General features: G+C 48.8%; 16 protein-coding genes. 13 read left to right on the top strand and 3 right to left on the bottom strand.

Annotated features, from left to right (window positions below; all coding sequences use genetic code 11):
• Positions 1 to 81: 81 nt before the first annotated feature.
• The 8 genes from BUB73_RS06805 to BUB73_RS06770 all read left to right on the top strand — a co-directional run bounded on the left by BUB73_RS06805 (position 82) and on the right by BUB73_RS06770 (position 9,248).
• Positions 82 to 492, top strand: coding sequence for a type VII toxin-antitoxin system MntA family adenylyltransferase antitoxin (locus BUB73_RS06805; RefSeq protein WP_073284596.1), 411 nt, complete (start codon positions 82 to 84; stop codon positions 490 to 492).
• Positions 493 to 663: 171 nt separating this feature from the next.
• Positions 664 to 3,252, top strand: coding sequence for a fibrobacter succinogenes major paralogous domain-containing protein (locus BUB73_RS17675; RefSeq protein WP_073284593.1), 2,589 nt, complete (start codon positions 664 to 666; stop codon positions 3,250 to 3,252).
• A 270-nt stretch (positions 3,253 to 3,522) separates the two neighbouring features.
• Positions 3,523 to 4,344, top strand: coding sequence for a four helix bundle protein (locus BUB73_RS16880; RefSeq protein WP_073284590.1), 822 nt, complete (start codon positions 3,523 to 3,525; stop codon positions 4,342 to 4,344).
• A complete protein-coding gene (locus BUB73_RS06790; RefSeq protein ID WP_158236663.1) occupies positions 4,304 to 4,594 on the top strand; it encodes an FISUMP domain-containing protein in 291 nt (96 codons plus the stop codon). The genes BUB73_RS16880 and BUB73_RS06790 overlap by 41 nt, the downstream gene beginning before the upstream one ends.
• Positions 4,591 to 5,655, top strand: coding sequence for an RNA-directed DNA polymerase (locus BUB73_RS06785; protein ID WP_073284587.1), 1,065 nt, complete (start codon positions 4,591 to 4,593; stop codon positions 5,653 to 5,655). The genes BUB73_RS06790 and BUB73_RS06785 overlap by 4 nt, the downstream gene beginning before the upstream one ends.
• Before the next feature lie 211 nt (positions 5,656 to 5,866).
• Positions 5,867 to 7,069, top strand: coding sequence for an ATP-binding protein (locus tag BUB73_RS06780; RefSeq protein WP_073284584.1), 1,203 nt, complete (start codon positions 5,867 to 5,869; stop codon positions 7,067 to 7,069).
• Between the two features lie 39 nt (positions 7,070 to 7,108).
• A complete protein-coding gene (locus BUB73_RS06775; RefSeq protein WP_073284582.1) occupies positions 7,109 to 8,080 on the top strand; it encodes a fibrobacter succinogenes major paralogous domain-containing protein in 972 nt (323 codons plus the stop codon).
• A 94-nt stretch (positions 8,081 to 8,174) separates the two neighbouring features.
• Positions 8,175 to 9,248 (top strand): Fic family protein, encoded by a 1,074-nt coding sequence (locus BUB73_RS06770; RefSeq protein WP_073284579.1) that lies wholly within the window; start codon positions 8,175 to 8,177, stop codon positions 9,246 to 9,248.
• 174 nt (positions 9,249 to 9,422) lie between these two features.
• Here the strand turns inward: BUB73_RS06770 and BUB73_RS06765 are convergent, their stop codons facing one another.
• The gene (locus BUB73_RS06765) at positions 9,423 to 11,018 is read right to left on the bottom strand and encodes a bifunctional anthranilate synthase component II/anthranilate phosphoribosyltransferase (RefSeq protein WP_073284576.1); all 1,596 of its coding nucleotides are present in this window, start codon (positions 11,016 to 11,018) and stop codon (positions 9,423 to 9,425) included.
• Positions 11,019 to 11,139: 121 nt separating this feature from the next.
• Positions 11,140 to 12,552: an anthranilate synthase component I family protein gene (locus BUB73_RS06760; RefSeq protein ID WP_073284573.1), complete on the bottom strand. Its 1,413-nt coding sequence runs from the start codon at positions 12,550 to 12,552 to the stop codon at positions 11,140 to 11,142.
• Between the two features lie 628 nt (positions 12,553 to 13,180).
• Here BUB73_RS06760 and BUB73_RS06755 point away from each other — a divergent pair.
• From BUB73_RS06755 to BUB73_RS17970, 5 genes are all read left to right on the top strand, one after another.
• Positions 13,181 to 14,887 carry a type II and III secretion system protein gene (locus tag BUB73_RS06755; RefSeq protein ID WP_249269314.1) on the top strand — a complete coding sequence of 569 codons (1,707 nt, stop codon included), beginning with the start codon at positions 13,181 to 13,183 and terminating at the stop codon, positions 14,885 to 14,887.
• A 134-nt stretch (positions 14,888 to 15,021) separates the two neighbouring features.
• Complete coding sequence (locus BUB73_RS06750; protein WP_139259137.1) at positions 15,022 to 15,948, top strand: hypothetical protein; 927 nt, start codon at positions 15,022 to 15,024, stop codon at positions 15,946 to 15,948.
• Between the two features lie 86 nt (positions 15,949 to 16,034).
• Complete coding sequence (locus BUB73_RS06745) at positions 16,035 to 16,802, top strand: hypothetical protein (protein WP_139259136.1); 768 nt, start codon at positions 16,035 to 16,037, stop codon at positions 16,800 to 16,802.
• The gene (locus tag BUB73_RS06740; protein WP_073284562.1) at positions 16,799 to 17,113 is read left to right on the top strand and encodes a type IV pilus modification PilV family protein; all 315 of its coding nucleotides are present in this window, start codon (positions 16,799 to 16,801) and stop codon (positions 17,111 to 17,113) included. Before BUB73_RS06745 ends, BUB73_RS06740 begins: the two co-directional genes overlap by 4 nt.
• On the top strand, positions 17,101 to 17,331 hold the full coding sequence (locus BUB73_RS17970; RefSeq protein ID WP_073234831.1) for a prepilin-type N-terminal cleavage/methylation domain-containing protein: 231 nt from the start codon (positions 17,101 to 17,103) through the stop codon (positions 17,329 to 17,331). Before BUB73_RS06740 ends, BUB73_RS17970 begins: the two co-directional genes overlap by 13 nt.
• Before the next feature lie 71 nt (positions 17,332 to 17,402).
• On the opposite strand, the gene BUB73_RS06730 is transcribed toward BUB73_RS17970, so the two are convergent.
• On the bottom strand, positions 17,403 to 18,974 hold the full coding sequence (locus tag BUB73_RS06730; protein WP_170932275.1) for a glycosyltransferase: 1,572 nt from the start codon (positions 18,972 to 18,974) through the stop codon (positions 17,403 to 17,405).
• Positions 18,975 to 19,036 lie beyond the last annotated feature (62 nt).

Genomic DNA, 19,036 nt, shown 5'->3' with positions numbered 1-19,036 from the left:
AAATTTAGAAAAAAAGATAAATGAAAAATTGCGTTGGGAAATCGGCTTGCGTTGTTTTGTTGAAATAGTTATATTCTAGCTGTGCAGATACAAAAGGACATAATCAAGTCCAAGTTGCAGGACTATTTTGCGCATCAGGATTCCATTGATGCGGTAATCCTTTATGGCTCCTTTGCGAAAGGTAATTTCAACGAGTATAGCGATATTGACCTTGTGGTCCATTCAAAGGAAAGCCTGGATTTTGATTCGCTTGCGACAATGCAGGTGGAATTGAGTCTTCTTTGCGGTCGAGAAATCGACATTTCAGATTTGTCCAAGGCCGAGGGTGTATTTTTGCATCAGGTGATGACCACCGGTGAACGCATCAAGTTTGACCATACGGTATTCCACAAGTACCTTATGAAGGCCCTCTATTTTTACGAGGATTTTTTGCCGATTATCCGTGCTTGCCGTGCAGAAAAAATAAAGAGGTTTGTCAATGGAAATTATTGACAACAAAATAATTTACTCCATTGTCAAGAATAACCTAAGCGATTTTGTTGAATTTGCTGCGAGCATTGCCCGCTTGTAAGGGCTGAGTTAGCACTTATCTGTTGCACTCATCTATAAAAAAACGTATATTCCTATTTATAGACAACCTCCATTTTACCCTAGGAGTTTTATATGCGTAAAAAGATTTCGCTGATGCTTCCGCTGCTTTGTGCCCCGTTGGCCTTTTGGGCCTGCGGTGACGGCGAGTCCAATTCCGGGACCTCTGCAAATGGTTCCGTTTCTGAGGCCGATTTGGTTGTTGCGACTTTCGATGACTTGCCTGTTTGCAGCGACAAGCGGGAGGGCGCTACCGCCTACGTGAAGGATGAAAAGACCGCCTACATCTGCGAAGACGGCAAATGGATTTCCGATGACGAAACGGACGGCGACGATTCCTCGTCGAGTGTCAAGCCTAGTTCCTCTTCATCTGACAAAATAGACTCTTCTTCATCTGTCAAGCCTAGTTCCTCTTCTTCTGTCAAGCCAGGCTCTTCCAGTAGCAAGAAGGACGACCCGATGTCCAGTAGCAGTTTCAAGTATGAGCAGGATTCCACGGCCTACGAACAGCCTGATGTTGTGAAGGTGAAGGATAAGTCCATTGCAGGCGTTAGCCAAAAGGGACCGTTTGTGACGGGTTCGGCGGTTAAGCTTTATGAACTGGATGGCGAAACCTACGCACAGACCGGCAAGAGCTTTACGGGCAAGATTACCAGCGACAACGGTGAGTTCGGAGTATCTAGCGTTACCTTGGCTAGCCAGTATGCATTGCTCGAAGCCAGCGGCTACTACCGCAATGAAGTCAGCGGTAAAAAGTCTGGCGGTACCATTACCTTGAACGCACTTACAGACCTTAGCGACCGCGAAAAGGTGAACATCAACTTGCTGACTCACCTTGAATATGAACGCGCCCTTTACCTGGTGGGCACCGGCGTGAATGTTCCTGCTGCCAAGAAACAGGCCGAAGCAGAAATCTTCAACGCCTTTGGTATCCAGGGCGATTTTGCGAACTCCGAAGACCTGAACATCTTTAGCAAGGGCGAGGGTAATGCCGCCCTTTTGGCCTTCAGCATTTTGATGCAGGGTAATCGCAGCGAAGCGGAACTCACGGAACTTTTGACAAAGTTCGCAACCGACATCGAGAAGGATGGCGAATGGAATGACGCTTCCACTAAGGCAAAGATTGCGGACTGGGCTAACGAACAAGACTTGAATGGCAAGCTATCTTCGATTCGTTCCAACATCAATAGCTGGGGGTTGGGTTCGGCTCCGGACTTTGAAAAGTATGTGCGCAATTTCTGGTATGCAAATTATGGCCTTGAGGCTTGCGAAGCCGATAGCAAGGGCGTGGTTGCCGCAACCACCAATGAACTTGTTGAAGCCTATGGTACTAAAACCCGCTATATCTGTAATGGCGAGGGTTGGGTAGAAGCTAGCGACATTGAAAAGGACACTTACCAGTGGGCTGCCGGCGAAGATGGCGAAATCAAGCAGGGAAGCGTAACCAAGTCCGTGAACTATGTTTACGACGGCGCTAAAAATGCTTGGAGAAACGCCTCCACGGTTGAAGCCGCCCTTGGCGGTTGCACCGAAACTCGCGAAGCCGACATTTCTTTGAATACGGGCAAGGTGAATGGAACCTGGTACATTTGCAAGAACCGCAAGTGGGAATCCACCAACAACATTACCGTTGATACCCAGGGTTGGGTAGAAGGTAGCGATGGTGATATCAAGAAGGGGGACTCCACCGATGTGCAGTACAAGTACGACGAGGCCCTGGATCAGTGGGTGGCTACGAATGCAAATGATGTGAGCCTGGGCCTAATGGGCTGCACCACCAACCGCACCGGCGAAATCGGCAAGAGCGGCGAAACTTACTACGTGTGCAAGAACAGCAACTGGCAGGTGGCTGCAGAAATAGACTACGACACCTATGGCGAAAAGTGCACCAGTGCCGAAGTGGGCAAGACCATGAACGGCAAGGAGACTGCAACCAACAAGTACTACTGCTCTAGCAAGGGCTGGGTAAGCCTGATGGGAGACTGGACTTTTGATGTGCCAAAGGAAGCTCGTCTGAATCCGGAAATCACCTACGGCACCATGACTGATAAACGCGACAATAAGACCTATAAGACCGTAAAGATCGGCGATCAGGTGTGGATGGCCGAGAACCTGAACTATGCCGATTCTACAAAAATGCCGAGCCTGAAGGGTAAGTCCTGGTGCTATGATAATAAGGCAGAGAATTGCGATGTAACCGGTCGCCTTTACACCTGGGCTGCAGCCATTGACTCTGTTGCCTTGGCAAATGATGCTGATAATCCTCAGACTTGCGGCTTCGGCAAGACTTGTACTCTGCCGGCTATTGTGCAGGGTGTGTGTCCCAGCGGCTGGCATTTGCCAACATACGACGAATGGCAAACATTGTTCAAGGCTGTTGGTGGTTCCAGCGCTGCTGGTAAGGCTCTTAAGTCGGGCAGTGGCTGGTCCGGCAATGGCAACGGAACGGATACCTACGGCTTCTCCGCGCTCCCTGCAGGCGACAGATACGACGATGGCATTTTCTACAATGCCGGCTACTACGCCCTCTTCTGGTCTGCTAGCGAGAACGATAGCAACTACGCCTATTACATGAACTTGCTCTACCGCCGCGGGAGTGCCAACATGGACAGCCGCAGTAAGTACGCCGGTTACTCCGTTCGTTGTCTCCAGAACTCTAACTAGAGGTGCGTAGCACCACTAGCACGCGCCAGCTATACAGCGAGACTTCGAACTTCAGTTCTTTAGTCGCTGTTATCCACTCTGTGGACAAAGCAGGCGCGTAGGTCCGATCCAAAAGGGCGAAGCCCAAAGGGAACGGACCCGGCGAAGCCGGAAAAAAATCATCCCCGCCCCAAAAGGGCGGGTCGATTTTTTTTGGAAAAGTAACCTATGTCAAAATATGACACTTGTGTAATCTATATTTGCTTGTGTAAAAAAAAAGGTGAATGTGGAATGAAAATTGAAAAAATTTATAGCATAGAGTCGCAAAACCGGTGTGAAATCCATTTAGTTCGCGATAGTAAATTCTGGCAGGCCTGGGAACGATCTTCATTTCTGTTCAGTAAGTTGTTCCGACCGTTTAAAATCAATGCCCGATTTTTCAAGAACATCTCGGCCGAAATGGTGTATCTCGGATTCCCTGATACATTGCTTGCTAAAATCCAGGAGGAATGCGATGGCAAGTACAGTTACAAGGTTATTGATGAGAATCATGTAGTAATTACTGGGTTACCCGTATTAGAGAACTTTGACGATTGGAAAAAGTCTGTGCTTGGGGCGGTGCCAAAGACTTCGCCCGCTTCAAAAAAACAGGAATCTCATTCCAATGTAAACCCACGAAACATGATGCTTGCCTATCGCGAAATGTACGACTATACCTTGGATATATGCAGGCGTACGGGTAAGTTCTACAAGAATTACAAGTTCGGCCTTGGCGATAGGCTGCGCAACGACTCCATGGAACTTCTGGAGATGATGCAGCTTGCCATGCAGGGTTTTGCCAAGTTCGACTTTGATCGTGCCATGCAAATACTGGTGCGTGCAAGGATCCAGCTTCGCATATTACAGGACCTTAAACAAATCGCGAACAACCAGTGGATTTTCGTAAATGCAAAAATTGAAACCATATTGAATCTTTTACGGTTAGAGTCTTGCGGTAATGACACCGTGGGAGAAAACCTTTCAGAGTTCAGCAGCCCGCTCTCGCCTGCGATGCAGAGGAGTAGACAAACCCATGGCGATGGCCTGCCGCAAGGCACTCCATGCCGTGTTTAATAGCGGCTGCCCATCAAATTCATGTAGGGCCTACGGCTTCTCCGCGCTCCCTGCAGGCAACAGAAACAACAATGGCAATTTCAACAATGCCGGCAACAACGCCAACTTCTGGTCTGCTAGCGAGAACAATAGCAACAACGCCTATAACATGAACTTGAACTACAACAACGAGAATGCCAACATGAACAACAACAATAAGAACAACGGTAACTCCGTTCGTTGTCTCCAGAACTCTGAAGAATTTACATGAACAGCTTGCTTGGTGAACTCTACATTGCCTATCGCGAGGCCCGCAAGCACAAGCGCAATACCCAGAATCAGCTTGACTTTGAACGGAACCTGGAAAGTAATCTGCTTGCATTGGCATACGAACTGCAAAATAGGACCTATGTTCCTTTGCCCAGTATCTGCTTCATTAACGAAAAGCCAGTAAAGCGTGAAATCATCGCCGCCAATTTTCGCGATCGCGTGGTACATCATCTGCTATACAACTGGATTTACCCCATATTCGACCGGCAGTTTATTTTCGATTGCTACAGCTGCCGTGTGGGCAAGGGTACCGACTTTGGTATAAAACGAGCCAAGGCTTTTGTTAGTTCAGAAAGCAAAAATTTTAGCCAAGAGTGCTGGGTTTTGCGCTTGGATATAAGCGGGTTCTTCATGGGCATTAATCGCGACATTCTTTATGGTTTGTGTATTGAAGGGTTGCGTAAGGTAAAGTGGCGTGGAGTTCCCGATAAGGATCTGTGTACATTCTTGATCAGGATTTTCGTGTATAATGATCCGCTGAAGAACGCCCGGTTTCGTAGCCCCCGCAGCGCATGGAACGACTTGCCCGCCAATAAGTCGTTGATGGGACTGCCGGAAAATCAGGGACTTCCTATCGGGAATCTGACATCGCAGTTATTTGGCAATATTTACTTGAATCCCTTGGACCAGTTCGTAAAACGAATCTTGAAAATTAGATGCTATGGTCGCTATGTGGATGACATGGTGCTGGTGCATCGCGACAAACGTGTGTTGCTGGATGCTGTTGACCAAATCCGGGATTTTGTTGCCTCGCAGCTAGCGCTGAACTTGCATCCGAAAAAGGTGTATCTTCAACCAGTGCAGAACGGCTTTGCATTTTTGGGGGTGTATATCTTGCCGTGGCGGGTTTATCCTGGGCGGCGTATTGTTAGAAACTTCAGGGAATGTGTTGCAAAGCCTTCTGCAGATTTGCTTTGCCAGGCTGCACGATTGCAAAGTTACCATGGCTATATGAGTCACTATGATGCCAATATTTTGATTTGGAGGAATTATGCCCAATGAAAATTCTTGAAGAAGTAGGGAAATTTTTATAAAGACTCCGTTATACTTTGCCAAATCTCTGTTTTTTGATGACTTTTGGCGAGTTTAAATACCGTGCTCAGCCTTTCATAGAAAGATTCATTTTATTCAATTTGCTTGCTGTATTGAATAAAAATTAACCTTTTTTGTTCAATATGGTTGTTTTGTTGACTAAAAATGCTATTTTTAAGGCATGAAAAGTGCCATGCTCAATCAGCGAAAAGAACGGGACCGCCTTTTGGCGGAGCCTTACCTTACACGTCAAACAGTGTATGATTTTGATGCCTTGCTCCAGAGCCCGAACATAAAGTTGTTAACGGGGCCTCGTCGCGTGGGAAAATCTACCCAGGCTATTTTGATGCTGCGCGGGAAGAATTTTGCTTACCTGAATTTCGATGACAATGAATTGCTAAAAGGCTGGAACGAGGAACAGGCGGAAATGCTGCTGAACGAGGTGTACCCGAATTTTCAGTACCTTTTGCTTGACGAAGTCCAGAACGTAAGTGGCTGGGATGTTTGGGTCGGCAAGCTTTTTCGTCGTGGGTACAACCTGGTTATAACAGGTAGTAACGCCAACATGCTTTCGGGAGAAATGGCAACCGTGCTTACGGGGCGATATCTTGAAATCAAGATGCTGCCTTTTAGTTTGTTTGAAACGAACGCGTTTAATCGGGAATTGACCAAGGACGATTATCTTAAAAACGGGGGTTATCCAGAAACGGTGTCGCATCGGGCCATAACGCAAACATACTTGCAGACACTATTCGATTCCATTGTGTACAAGGATGTGGTTCGCAGGCACAAGATCCGAAATGTTACGGACCTGAACAATGTGGCTACATTCCTTCTTGCAAATTTTACGGGAACATTTAGCTACAACGATGTGGCGGATGACCTTGGCCTTTCCAGTGTTGCCACGACAAAAAAGTTCATGGACTATTTGCATGAGCCATTCCTGTTCTATTATCTGGATAGATACAACAACAAATTGAAACTGATGAAAAAGGCTCCGCGCAAGGTCTATGTGGTTGACAATGGCTTTGTTTCGTCGAGGGCGTTTAGTCTTAGCGAAAATCTGGGAAAACTTCTGGAAAATCAAGTCTTTATTGAATTGCTTCGTCGTGGGTACGATACCGAAAAATCCTTGTTCTACTACCATTCCCGCAATGACAAGGAAACGGATTTTGTAGTTCGTGAAGGTAACAAGGTAAAGCAGCTAATTCAAGTTTGTTACGAGATGTCGAACGAAAAAACAGAAAAGCGAGAGGTGGGTAGCCTTGTGGAATGCGCTGGCGAACTGAAGTGCGATAACCTTACTATCGTAACATGGAATGATGAACGGGTCATTGAAAAGAACGGGTATGTTATTAAGGTTGTTCCCGTGGAAAAATTTTGAATATTTTTTATCTTGTAGGTGATTCAAGGAGAAGTTTCGATGAGAAAGCTGTTTTATGGAATAAGCGTTGTGGCCATGGTTTTGGGCATGGTGGCCTGTGACGATAGCGTTTCTTCTGCAAATAACGAAAATGCGGACAAGGAATCTTCTTCGTCTGTTATTTCGGAGGACGCTTCATCTTCCAGTGTCAAACCCGGTTCCTCTTCATCTGACAAAATAGACTCTTCTTCATCTGTCAAGCCGAGCAGTTCCTCGTCTGACTTGGATGTCAAACCCGGTTCCTCCAGCAGTAAGAATGACGACCCGAAGTCCAGTAGTAGTCGCGGTCTTTTTGATGTGACGAAGGATGAATTTCTGAACCCGGAAATCACCTACGGCACCATGACTGATAAACGCGACAATAAAACCTACAAGACCGTTAAGATCGGCGATCAGGTGTGGATGGCCGAGAACCTGAACTATGCCGATTCTACAAAAATGCCGAGCCTGAAGGGCAAGTCCTGGTGCTATGAAAATGCCGCAGATTCTTGTGCTAAGTATGGTCGCCTTTACACCTGGGCTGCAGCCATTGACTCTGTTGCCTTGGCAAATGATGCTGATAATCCTCAGACTTGCGGTTATGGTAAGACCTGTACGCTGCCGACAGTTGTTCAAGGCGTGTGCCCCAGTGGTTGGCATTTGCCAACATACGACGAATGGCAAACATTGTTCAAGGCTGTTGGTGGTTCCAGCGCTGCTGGTAAGGCTCTTAAGTCGGGCAGTGGCTGGTCCGGCAATGGCAACGGAACGGATGCCTACGGCTTCTCCGCGCTCCCTGCAGGCAACAGAAGCTACAATGGCTATTTCAACTATGCCGGCAGCTACGCCCTCTTCTGGTCTGCCTCTCAGTACGAGAACTATAGCGACTGCGCCTACTACATGTACTTGGGCTACAGCCTCGAGGATGCCTACATGGGCTACTACGATAAGGACTACGGTAACTCAGTGCGTTGTCTCCAGAACTCTAACTAAACTTTTACCTAAAATACTCCGTTTAGAACGAAAAGTTTGCAAAAAGGTGGTTGTTTGACTACCTTTTTTACGAAATTTTGCTACTTTAGATGGCGTGAGATACCTAACATTAGAAAAAGCCCTTGATGCGTGGAGAAAACTCCAGCCTATTTCAGATGAAAATAGGGCTCGTCTTGCTCGTCGTTTTTCCGTTGACTTCAACTATAACAGCAACCATATCGAGGGGAACACCCTTACTTATGGACAGACGGAAATCCTTTTGCTGTTCGGGAAGGTGATTGGTGAAGCGAACGTGCGGAGCGTTCAGGAGATGGTGGCCAGCGAAGTGTCTCTCAAGATGATGGTGGCTGAAGCTAAAATCAAGGAAACTCCACTTACACAAAATTTTATACGAGGCCTGCATCATACTCTACTGCGGGAGGATTATTCCGTTCATCGGGAACTGCCTGGTGGAATGCAAGTCGGGTATGTGGTTCACGCAGGGCAATACAAGACACGCCCAAATAGTGTCATTACGCGTTATGGAGATCGGTTCGACTATGCGTCACCAGAAGAAACTCCTGCACTGATGACGGATTTGGTGGATTGGTATAATGCTGCAGAAAAAGAGGGGAAGTTGTCCCCTGTGGAATTGGCCGCGCTGTTCCATTATCGGTATATTAGAATCCACCCATTCGAAGATGGAAATGGTCGAATCGCTCGTTTGCTAGTCAATTACATTTTGGCGAAACATGATATTCCCATGGTAGTTGTTCGCAGTCGAAAGAAAGACGAATACCTGGAAGCTTTGCATGCAGCCGATTTGGCTGTAGGTGCTGCGCCGACATTAGGCGCGAATGCCTCGTTGCGAACTATCGCTCCATTTCTCAAGTATTTTAAGAATATGGTGGCGCAAGAAATTGATGGCGATGTTCGCTTTCTTACAAAGTGTGGTGAAAATATCTGGTGGTATGATGGCGAGTGCGTTGAATTTCGCACCCCGAATTATGGCCGGATTTTAAACCTTATGCAAAGTGAACCGGTTTTGACGCTTGCCGATATTCAGCGAAAACTTGGTATTCGAATTTCAGCTGTTAACAAGCTGGTTCAGCACCTTCTTGATTGCCATTATATTGAACGCGGGAAAGATGTTGGCAAATGGCATGTGTTTATCGTGCCGTCAGTTTAGAGACTTTGCAATATTAAAAATGCAAAAAAAGGACCTGAGTTTTCTCAGGTCCTTTCTGTTTCTAGATTCTGCTCCTTTGAACCTAAGAATTGTAAGGAACTAAAGTTCCAACAATTCTATATCGCTAACGCTCAGGATGACACCGTGAGGCGCATGGTCTCCGCGATGTTCTAATTAGGAATTACTAGCAACCTTCACGGCTTCGATCTTCTTCAGCACGGAGCCGTCTTCGATTGCCTTCATGGCCATGTCGTAGCCTTCCTTGATGGTGGTGGCCTTCTTGCTGATGTAGAGGGCGGCGCCAGCGTTCAGGGCGCAGGCGTACTTGATGCCCGGGCGGCCCTTGCCGTTGAGCAAGTCCATAGCCAGCTTGAAGTTTTCTTCGCCGGTTCCGCCTGCCAGGTCGTCTTCATCTACAGCGGGAACGCCGAAGTCCTTTGGGTCGATGCGGTATTCCTTGTAAACGCCATCTTCCAGGATTTCTGCGATGGTGGTGGGAACGCAAGGAGAAATTTCATCGTAGCCGTCGTCGCTCAAGGCGACCATGACACGCTTTGCACCCAGAGCATGAGCAGCCTTGGTAAACGGTTCCAAAACGGCCTTGCTGTAAACGCCCAGGCAGAGGTACTTGGCTTCTGCAGGGTTGGTGAGAGGTCCGATGAGGTTCATGATGGTCTTGATGCCGAGGCAACCACGAACAGGACCTGCGTAACGCATTGCACCGTGGTAGACCGGAGCCATCAAGAATACGAAACCGGTCTTCTGCAGAACTTCGGCAGCCTTTTCCGGAGTCATGTCCAGCTTGAAGCCTGCAGCGGTGTAGAAGTTTGCTGCACCGGACTTACTGGAAACTGCGCGGTTGCCGTGCTTTGCAATCTTACAACCACAGGTTGCTGCGATAAGGCCAGACATGGAGCTCACATTGAAACTACCCTTGCCGTCGCCACCGGTACCCACGATGTCGGTAAGTTCGTCACCAGACATTGGGAATTTGCGCTTCTTGCGGCTAAGCACAGCGGCGCAGCCGGCGATTTCATCAGAAACTGGGCCCTTGCAGGAAAGTGCTGTAAGGATTGCTGCCATCTGGCGTTCATCCATAATGCCATCGGTCAAGTCGTCCATGAACATTTCAGCAGTTTCGCGAGTCAGGTCCTTGCCTTCCATGAGAGTGTTCAATACACCGCGAATGTTCTGCGGTTCACGACGGTAGTTGAGGAATGCCTTGAAGAAATCGGCTTCCCTGTCGCTGGCGATGGATTCCGGATGGAACTGCACACCTTCGATATCCAAGGTCTTGTGACGAATGCCCATAATGTCGCCGTCTGTGGCGCGGGCGGTCACTTCGAATTCCGGCGGGAGGGTGGTTTCGTCAATGACAAGGCTGTGGTAGCGGGTGAAGGAATTCTTTGCGCCCATGGTGCGGAAGAGACCCTTACCGTCCAGGTTGATTTCTTCGACGATGCCGTGCTTGATGAACTTTGCGCCAACGATCTTTGCACCGAAAGCGTAGCCAATAGCCTGGTGACCAAGGCAGATGCCGAGAATGGGGAGCTTGCCTGCGAAGTGCCTGATGGCTTCAACAGAGATGCCTGCATCTTCAGGGCGACCCGGGCCCGGGCTCACAATGAGGCGGCTGGGGTTCAGTGCTTCGATGTCTGCGATGGTGCATTCCTTGCTGCGGAGCACGCGGATTTCTTCGTTAGTGATCTTGGCCAGAGCCTGATACACATTGTAGGTGAAAGAATCGTAGTTGTCAATTAAAACGATCATGATAAAAAAGTGGTTAGTGGTTAGTGATTAGTGGTTGGTGATAAGTAGTTAGTGGTTAGTCGTTAGTGGCTTGTGATTGGTATCTGTCATTCACTGTTTACTAACCACTGTTTACTAATCACTACCTACTTCCTTCCAGGACTGCGCGGACAGCGCCCAGCTTTTCGTTAGTTTCTTCAAATTCGCGTTCTGCGTTGGAGGCGGCCACAATGCCACCGCCAGCCTGCAAGGTAATCTTCTTGCCCTGTTTGAGACAGCAACGGATAGAAATACAGAAGTCCAGGTCGCCATCGGATTCAATGTAACCTACAGCGCCTGCATAGAAGCGACGTTTGACCTTTTCGAGGCCAGAAAGGATTTCGATAGCGCTGATCTTGGGGGCGCCGCTCACGGTACCTGCAGGGAAGCTGGAACGAAGTACTTCGATGGACTTCTTGCCGGCGCTAACCTTGCCCTGAACGTCAGAGACCAGGTGGATCACGTGGCTGTACTTTTCACATTCCATGTACTTCATGGCTTCCACGGTTCCGGCGGCACAGACGCGACCCAAATCGTTACGAGCCAAGTCAACGAGCATCAAGTGTTCTGCACGTTCCTTCGGATCGTTCTTCAGTTCCTTCATCAGATCATAATCTTCCTTTTCGTCCTTACCGCGGCGGCGTGTGCCGGCAATAGGATGGATGGTTGCGATACCATCACGGACGCGTACCAGGCTTTCTGGAGATGCACCAATAAACTGGTGGGTGCCGTAATCCAGGTAGAACATGTAAGGAGACGGGTTCACGGAACGGAGGCGACGGTAAATGTCCAGAGCCTCGATGTCGCTTTCGAACTGGATGCGGCGGGAAGGCACGGCCTGAACGATGTCGCCTGCCACAATGTGCTTCTGCAGTTCTTCCACCTTGGCGGAGTATTCTTCCTTGGACTTGGAAAGATCGGTAACGGTAACACCCTTGGCCACTTCCGGTTCCGGAGCCAGGTAGCTGAAGTCCATGTCGGCCAGACGCTTCTTCACGTTGTTGATGGCGGCCGGCAAGTCGATCTGGTGTTCTTCATAGTTCAAGGCGAACAGGTGAAGCTTTTCGGTGTAGTGGTCGAACACGATGTAGATGTGACCCACCATGAATTCAGCTTCGGGAATGTTCAGTTCATCCACCTGGGGAGCCAGGTGAATAGTGTCGCAACGTGCGCAGAATTCGTAACCCAGGTAGCCCACGCCAGAGGAGGGAATAGGAATCTGGTTAGGAGGCACGGTGTTTTCTGCAGAAATCTTCAGGAGGGCATCCAGGATATCGCCTTCGCCTTCCTTGAGGAATTCCTTTTCCTGACCGTCAACCACGATGGTCACGTTCTTTTCGTTCTGGCGGAGACGGAAACCTTCGTCCACCATGAGGGTGGAATAGCGGCTCTTGCCGTGGGCAAAGCTTGCGGATTCAAAGATTGCCTTTGCACCCAGTTTCTTACCCAGGGAGAAAGGTGTGTAGCGTTCGCCGGGGAGGGCGACGTAGATGCTGTCGGTACGAGGTTCCTTCATGTTCAATCCTTCGTTTTTCGTCGTCACCCTGAGTGAAGCGAAGGGTCCAGCATAGCATGGATTCTTTCACTGCGTTCAGAATGACGCACTTATTAAAATTCTTTTTGGCGAGGCTTTACGACCCAAGACAGGGTTGTGGTTCCGACCCGGAGGATTTCAATTTGTCTTGGAAAAATTTAAGGCCTCCAGGGAGTCTGGAAGCCTTGCTGCTTTGCTCTTACGCTTTAAACGCGCGATACAATTTGCAAATACCAGACTCTATGTTAGAGTCCGCGCCACCATCGGCCGTCGAATGCAACTGTAAGAGCATAAATCATCTTCATGTCCAAAATTTATGAATATCCCTACCTGTTGGCAAGGGATTTTTCGTAAAAAAGGGGCTGTAAAAACGTAAAAAATGTGCCGGTTGCTTTTTTTATCCAGTTAGCGTTAAATTGTCTGCAGTTTTATATATTATCTCCATCACTTCAAATTGGAGTGCTTTCTCTATATCCCTGGCCGGGCGCCCTTGTGGGCGGTATAAGCCTAACCAAATCGGGATTTCTTGCATCCTTTAAAAGTACTGTTCTGGGCCCTTTGGGGGGCTTTCAGCGGCGTTGCCTTTGCGCAGGCGGTCGCTTTGGATTTTGTGGACACGCCGATTGCAGATGTGGTCCGTTCTGTTTCGCGGGCCTATGATACGCCGATCCTGGTAGATGGAAATCTGGATATCCGTGTCACTTTTCACCTTGAGGGGGTGGGGGTGTTAGATGGACTAGCGGCCCTGTGTGAGGCTCATGGGCTAGAGCTGGCCCAGTCGGGAGAGGTGTTTCATGTGCGGCAGGCCCGCATTCGCGGGGAGCACCTGTTCTCTATGCATGATTCCCTGATTTCGATTTCGGTTAAGCAGAAGGGGATCGCTGACTTTATAAGGGAATTTGGAAATAACACGGGAATGAACGTCCTGATGATGGAAGGGGTACAGGGGGAAGTGAACGGCAATCTTCAAGGTGTAACGGCCGAAGAAGCCCTGCGTCTGCTGATGAAGTCTAATGGTTTCAAGTTGGTGCGGGACGGGGCTGCTTTTCGCGTAGAAAAAGCCGGTGATGCAGAATCTGAAAGCGTTACTGCCGATGGGGTTTCTGGAACTTTCGGTCATGCGGAGGTGGGGCAAGTCTTTTTGCAGAAGGATAGTTTGTGGGGAGATTCCTGCTATTCCATTGACGCCAATGAGGCTCCTCTAGAACGTGTGCTAAAGGAATTGTCCGATGTGGCGAACCTAGACCTGGCGCTTTATGGTGAAATGGCCGAAGTGGTTCGCCTCCGTTTGAAAAACGTACCGTTGGAGACGTTGCTGTCGGCTATTTTCAAGGACCGCCGTCTAGGATACTCCCTGGATCGTAAAACCCTGTATGTGGCAGGAACGGGACGCCTAGAGACGTTATCAATAACGCGGCTCTATACTCTGAAACATGTGCATACGGAACGGGCGCTGGGGCTCCTTTCCAAGTTTCCCCATAGTTCCGGTTTTGTGGCTGTAGAGGTAAAGGAGCAGAACAGCTTGCTGTTGAATGGCTCCGGCGAAGATATTCGCTTGGCTGAAGATTTGCTGTCCCAGGTAGATGTTCCTGCCTTGCAAGTGACATTGTCTTGTCTGATTGTAGAATTTAAACGGGGGAAAAATTTTGAAATCGGGATTCATGGTGGGGCGGCCCGTAAGACGGGGGAGAAAAATGTGGGCTTCCGTGGGTTCTGGGATTTTACAGATTCCCGTTGGCAAAAGTCGGGGGCCTTTGGAAAGGTGGGCGTGTTGCCGGACCGTTTTGAAATGGAATTGGCCGCCCTCGAAGAAAATAATTCTGCGGAAGTGTTGGCTCGGCCTAGGCTAGCCACGATTAACGGTAATAAAGCCGAATTGAATGTGACCAATACCGTCTACTATCTAGTGAGTCAAGTTTCGGCAGATGGCTATCCCATTACGGATTACCGCTCCTTTAATGATGGAATTTCTCTAGAAATCACGCCGACGGTCACGCAGGACGGAAGTATTACCCTGGAAGTTTCGCCAGAAATAAAGACCGCTGGACGTAGTACCGGAGATGGTCCACGAGACATTAGTACCCGCAATCTAAAAACGGTTGTGGTGTTGAAGGATGGGGAAACTTTTTGTCTTGGCGGGCTAATCCGCAAGAACAAAACGGAGGTGCGGTCGGCTGTCCCCTTTTTAGGAAGTTTGCCGTTGGTGGGTCGATTGTTCAGCTATGTGTCGGAGGAAGAAGAGGAAAATGAACTTGCCATTTTTATAACGCCTCACATAGAAGACCTGAATTATCTTGAAGGTGGGCGTGTTCCGTGATAAAGCGATGTTATTCTGCTGATTGTGAATTGCTGACCTGGGAATGGACGACGACTTACGACAAGTCTCCCACGGTGCAGGAATTGCATGAATCCTTTGAAATGGATTTCCCCTTGACGTGCGAAAGGTTGCGGATGGCTGGTAGGCGCTATTGGCTGTTTCCCCTGATATCCTTTAATTCGGCTGAAGGTCGTCGTTTCCGTTATCTGGCCGTTCTTGGTTGCGAAGATCTAGAACCTTGTAAAGGGATTGTTGGATGGAGGAAAAACTTGGGCTTGGTTCGGATGCTTCCAAAAAGTTTTTGGATTTATGGGGCCGCCGATGAAATCCTGCGAGGTAGTCAACTAATGGGCAAGGACTGGGGTGGGAATGGGCTGTTCTATTTTTGGGAAGGAGGGACGCTCACTGTATTGATTTTCTTTGAAGGGCGTCTTTGCCATTGGCTAGAGGAAACCGGCTATGAAAAAGATGATTCTTTGAAAAATCGACTTGAAACCTTGAGGGGCTTTGTGAAGCAAGACGCTCTTTTTAGTCGATATGAAACTATGGAATTCATACGGATTGAATGTCCGAAAGATGTATCGCAAACGGTCTGGAAAAACGGCTTGTTTAAAAGGGCTGCCATGGATCCCTTGGGGCGAGAAATCAATTTGTGTGATGATAATCGGTTTGTTGGCTTGTCGAGGTACGCCATCTTTTTTGTTGTGTTCGCATTTCTTTTAATTGGAGCGTGGCTGTGGTGGATCGGCTCCTCGAAAAAATCAATTCCCCTGGAAGATGTGGTTCCTCCGGAATTGACTACGGTTCCTGAATTGCCTATGGTGTCTGAAGAAACAGTCTCTGAAAAAGTGACGGAGTTAAAACCCTACATGGGGACTGTGACTATGAAATGCGATTCTTCTGTGCGGGTACAGGGGGTTGTGTCTGGGAAGTTGTTTATTTCGGATGGAAAAACTTTTTTTAGGGGAGATTCTCTTGGAGGGCTTGTTGTGCGGGACGTTCTAAAAAATGGGGTTCTCTTTTCTTGCAGAAATAAACCGTTTTTTGTGGAGGTTAAATGAAGGGGGCTGTGTTGCCCGTCGTGGTGGTAATCTTGTTATGTGTCGGTTTTATGGTCTCCGCCTTGCTGTCTATGCCAGGGGGTGTCTTGCGAAAGGCGAAATCTCTAGAAAAGGATCTGCAGACCTTGTATGATAGTGAATCTAGAATGCTAATGCACTTGGAGGGGTTCGTCGATACTAGTGTTGATTGTGCTCCGGCAGGCCCATGGGTGGAACTATCGACTCCTGTGGATTCTCTTCGGCGTCTTAAGGTTTTGGCGGGACGTCGTTTGGATTCTTCAGAAATTTCTTCGCAGATACCGCGCCTGCTGAAGAAAAATATCGTCGAAAATTTTCGGACAAATCTCAACCGGGAAATCCTGCTGAAAAAGAACCTCGTCATAAAATCGGGCAACCGCCGTCTGATGGGACCTGCAGAAAATATTTCCCTGTTTGTTCAGGACGGAGATTTGCTGGTGGACTATTTCGGATCCGCCCAATCCTGTAATTTTAAGTCCACGGGGAGTATCTCTGTTCGAGGTTCCGCAATGTTTGATACTTTGCGATTGTATGCTGCCGGGATGATAGCTTTGTCTGGCCATGTCAGGGCTGGGTGGCTTGAAACCTATAGTTCTGATCAGCAGGAAGTTTCTGGAAATGTTCGTTTTTCTGGAGCCCTCCTGGCAGATGGTCCCGTTGTTTTGCGACAGCACGCCTTGGGGGAATATCCTTCTGCCTTGATGTCGTTGAACGATTCTGTGGAATATGCTCCCCGGAATATATCCGCTCCATTGTTGCTTCCTGCCAGAGATTTGGCTTCGGACGGCAATTCGTTTTTGTCTGGCCTTGAACCGTTTCGCTGGAGCCTGCAATGAACCTAAACTCTTGCCGAGGCTTTACCTTAATGGAGGTCTGGACAGCGGTTGTGGTCATGTCTGTCGGGATGTTGGCGGTTGACCGTATGTTCGACTTCTTTAATCGAATGAAGACGGCTGAACGCAATCAAACTCTGGCCTTTGAATCGGCTGTCACTAAGGTTGAAAGCTTTGTTTTAAATCCGCCTCCCTGCAATCAGCTTGACTCGGTGTTGCCAGGAACCGGTCTCGCGTGGGCTGATGTTCTTGTAACTCCAGAACCTCCTGCTCATCCGGTTCATTTTAGAAGGCTTGTCCAATGCAAACGATAATCCGTCTGCAGAAAAATAGAGGCTTTACCTTGATGGAATTGATGGTTGCCGTGTCTGTTGCGTCCGTCGTTACATTGTCTGCATTTTTGTTTTATGTCAGATATCATGAAGCGACGTTACACCTTCAACGAAAATACATCACGGAATCTCGAATTCAGATAGAACAAATGAATGGGGTTCTTCCCTATGGTAAGGGGCGATGTTATCAAAGACGGTAAATGCCTGATGCTAGAAAAAAAAAGAAACCCCGGCGAAAAAGCCGGGGTTTAATCTCTAGGTGGGTTAGCTGTTAGCCTTGACCCTTGTCCACGTCTTCAACGAAATGATTTTCGTCCTTGCGAGCCTTGTGAACTTCAACCAGGTTGCCCAGGTAATGCATGAAGCTCAGAACGCCAACAGAAAGGAAACCGATGGAGTAGAGGGCGAGGAACGGTCCGATAATGAACTTCTGTGCGCCGATGTATTCCAGCATACCGAAGATACAGTAGACGCCAACGCCCAGTTCAAGGATTGCCTGCCAGGGGAACTTCTGCTTGTAGTGGCTGGTAGCCTTCTTCTTCTGGCCGACACCGCTCTTGGGGGTGCGGACGAAGCCGCTCTTGCGGCCGGTGATTGCGGCGAACACAGCCTTGGAGTTGCTGACTGCGATACCTACACCCAGTGCCATAAGGATCGGCATGCTGAGGAGGCGGACCTTCCAACCGGTATAGCCGGAGCAACGCTGTGCAACAAAGTAAAGAACAGAAGGAGCGATTGCAGCGAGGAAGATGAATGTGAAGCCTACTGTGTAAACCCAGACCGGCAGGTTAGCTACGGGCTGGAAGAATGCCAGCAGGGGCCATGCGCAAAGTGCAGTGAACAACATGCAGGGGTGAATAGAATAGTGAGTCGTATGAAGGATTGCACCAATCTTTACGCGAGTCGGAACGTTGGACTTGAGAACGCGGGGCAGAATCTTGATTGCGGTCTGGATAGAGCCCTTTGCCCAACGGAACTGCTGAGCCTTGAAGGAGTTGATATCGTTGGGGAGTTCTGCAGGAACGATCACGTCGAACACGAACTTCATCTTCCAACCAGCAAGCTGAGAACGGTAAGAAAGGTCCATGTCTTCGGTCAAGGTATCGCCTTCCCAGCCGCCACCGCCATAGATGGCCTGCTTGCGCCAGACACCTGCGGTACCGTTAAAGTTCATAAAGAGCTTGCCCCAGCTACGTGCAGACTGTTCCACCACGAAGTGGCCGTCGATACCGATAGACTGAGCGAGAGTAAGACCGGATTCGGTGCGGTTCAGATGACCCCAGCGACCCTGGACCAGGCCCACCTGTTCGTCCATGACCATGTAGGGGATGGTCTTCAGGAGGAAGTCCTTCTCCGGTACGAAGTCGGCGTCGAAGATTGCAAGGAATTCACCCTTGGCGACAGCCATGGCTTCCTTAAGAGCGCCGGCCTTGAATTCCTGACGGTTGGTGCGGTGGATGAGCTTGATGTCGTAGCCCTTGGCTGCCAGTTCTTCCACCTTCTTCTTGGCGACTTCATAGCATTCGTCGGTGGAGTCGTCCAGCACCTGGATTTCGTGCTTGTCCTTGGGGTAGTCTATGGCGCATACGGCCTCAAGGAGTCGTTCGACACAGTTAGCTTCGTTGAATACGGGAAGCTGGGTGGTGACTTGAGGCAGGTCTGCCATGCTGTGTTCGCGATAGAACTGCAAGATTTTCTTGCGGTCGGAAAGGCGTGTGGTACGGCTGTTCTTGAGGAACAGGTAGATGCTGTAGTAGCAGCTGAAGCCGTAGATGACGAGTCCAACACCCGCGATCACGTAGACCGCGAACATGATGTCCAGTAGGATTGTACTGATTGCCATAATAACCGTATAACCTGTATTAAAATAATGGCCTTTTTCAAGGTTTGGGGCCAAATATAGAA

It is taken from the genome of Fibrobacter sp. UWH6 (genome assembly GCF_900142465.1).
Taxonomy (GTDB): Bacteria; Fibrobacterota; Fibrobacteria; order Fibrobacterales; family Fibrobacteraceae; genus Fibrobacter.
Note: the sequence above shows the minus strand (reverse complement) of the source record. Positions and strands in the feature narration are given on the sequence as shown.

Bases quoted from the DNA above. Each gene is read 5' to 3' on its own strand.
- BUB73_RS06775 (WP_073284582.1), top strand. From the start codon at position 7,109: ATGAGAAAGCTGTTTTATGGAATAAGCGTTGTGGCCATGGTTTTGGGC.
- BUB73_RS17675 (WP_073284593.1), top strand. From the start codon at position 664: ATGCGTAAAAAGATTTCGCTGATGCTTCCGCTGCTTTGTGCCCCGTTG.
- BUB73_RS06730 (WP_170932275.1), bottom strand. From the start codon at position 18,974: ATGGCAATCAGTACAATCCTACTGGACATCATGTTCGCGGTCTACGTG.
- BUB73_RS16880 (WP_073284590.1), top strand. From the start codon at position 3,523: ATGAAAATTGAAAAAATTTATAGCATAGAGTCGCAAAACCGGTGTGAA.
- BUB73_RS06780 (WP_073284584.1), top strand. From the start codon at position 5,867: ATGAAAAGTGCCATGCTCAATCAGCGAAAAGAACGGGACCGCCTTTTG.
- BUB73_RS06760 (WP_073284573.1), bottom strand. From the start codon at position 12,552: ATGAAGGAACCTCGTACCGACAGCATCTACGTCGCCCTCCCCGGCGAA.
- BUB73_RS06785 (WP_073284587.1), top strand. From the start codon at position 4,591: ATGAACAGCTTGCTTGGTGAACTCTACATTGCCTATCGCGAGGCCCGC.
- BUB73_RS17970 (WP_073234831.1), top strand. From the start codon at position 17,101: ATGCAAACGATAATCCGTCTGCAGAAAAATAGAGGCTTTACCTTGATG.
- BUB73_RS06750 (WP_139259137.1), top strand. From the start codon at position 15,022: ATGGCTGGTAGGCGCTATTGGCTGTTTCCCCTGATATCCTTTAATTCG.
- BUB73_RS06740 (WP_073284562.1), top strand. From the start codon at position 16,799: ATGAACCTAAACTCTTGCCGAGGCTTTACCTTAATGGAGGTCTGGACA.
- BUB73_RS06765 (WP_073284576.1), bottom strand. From the start codon at position 11,018: ATGATCGTTTTAATTGACAACTACGATTCTTTCACCTACAATGTGTAT.
- BUB73_RS06790 (WP_158236663.1), top strand. From the start codon at position 4,304: ATGGCGATGGCCTGCCGCAAGGCACTCCATGCCGTGTTTAATAGCGGC.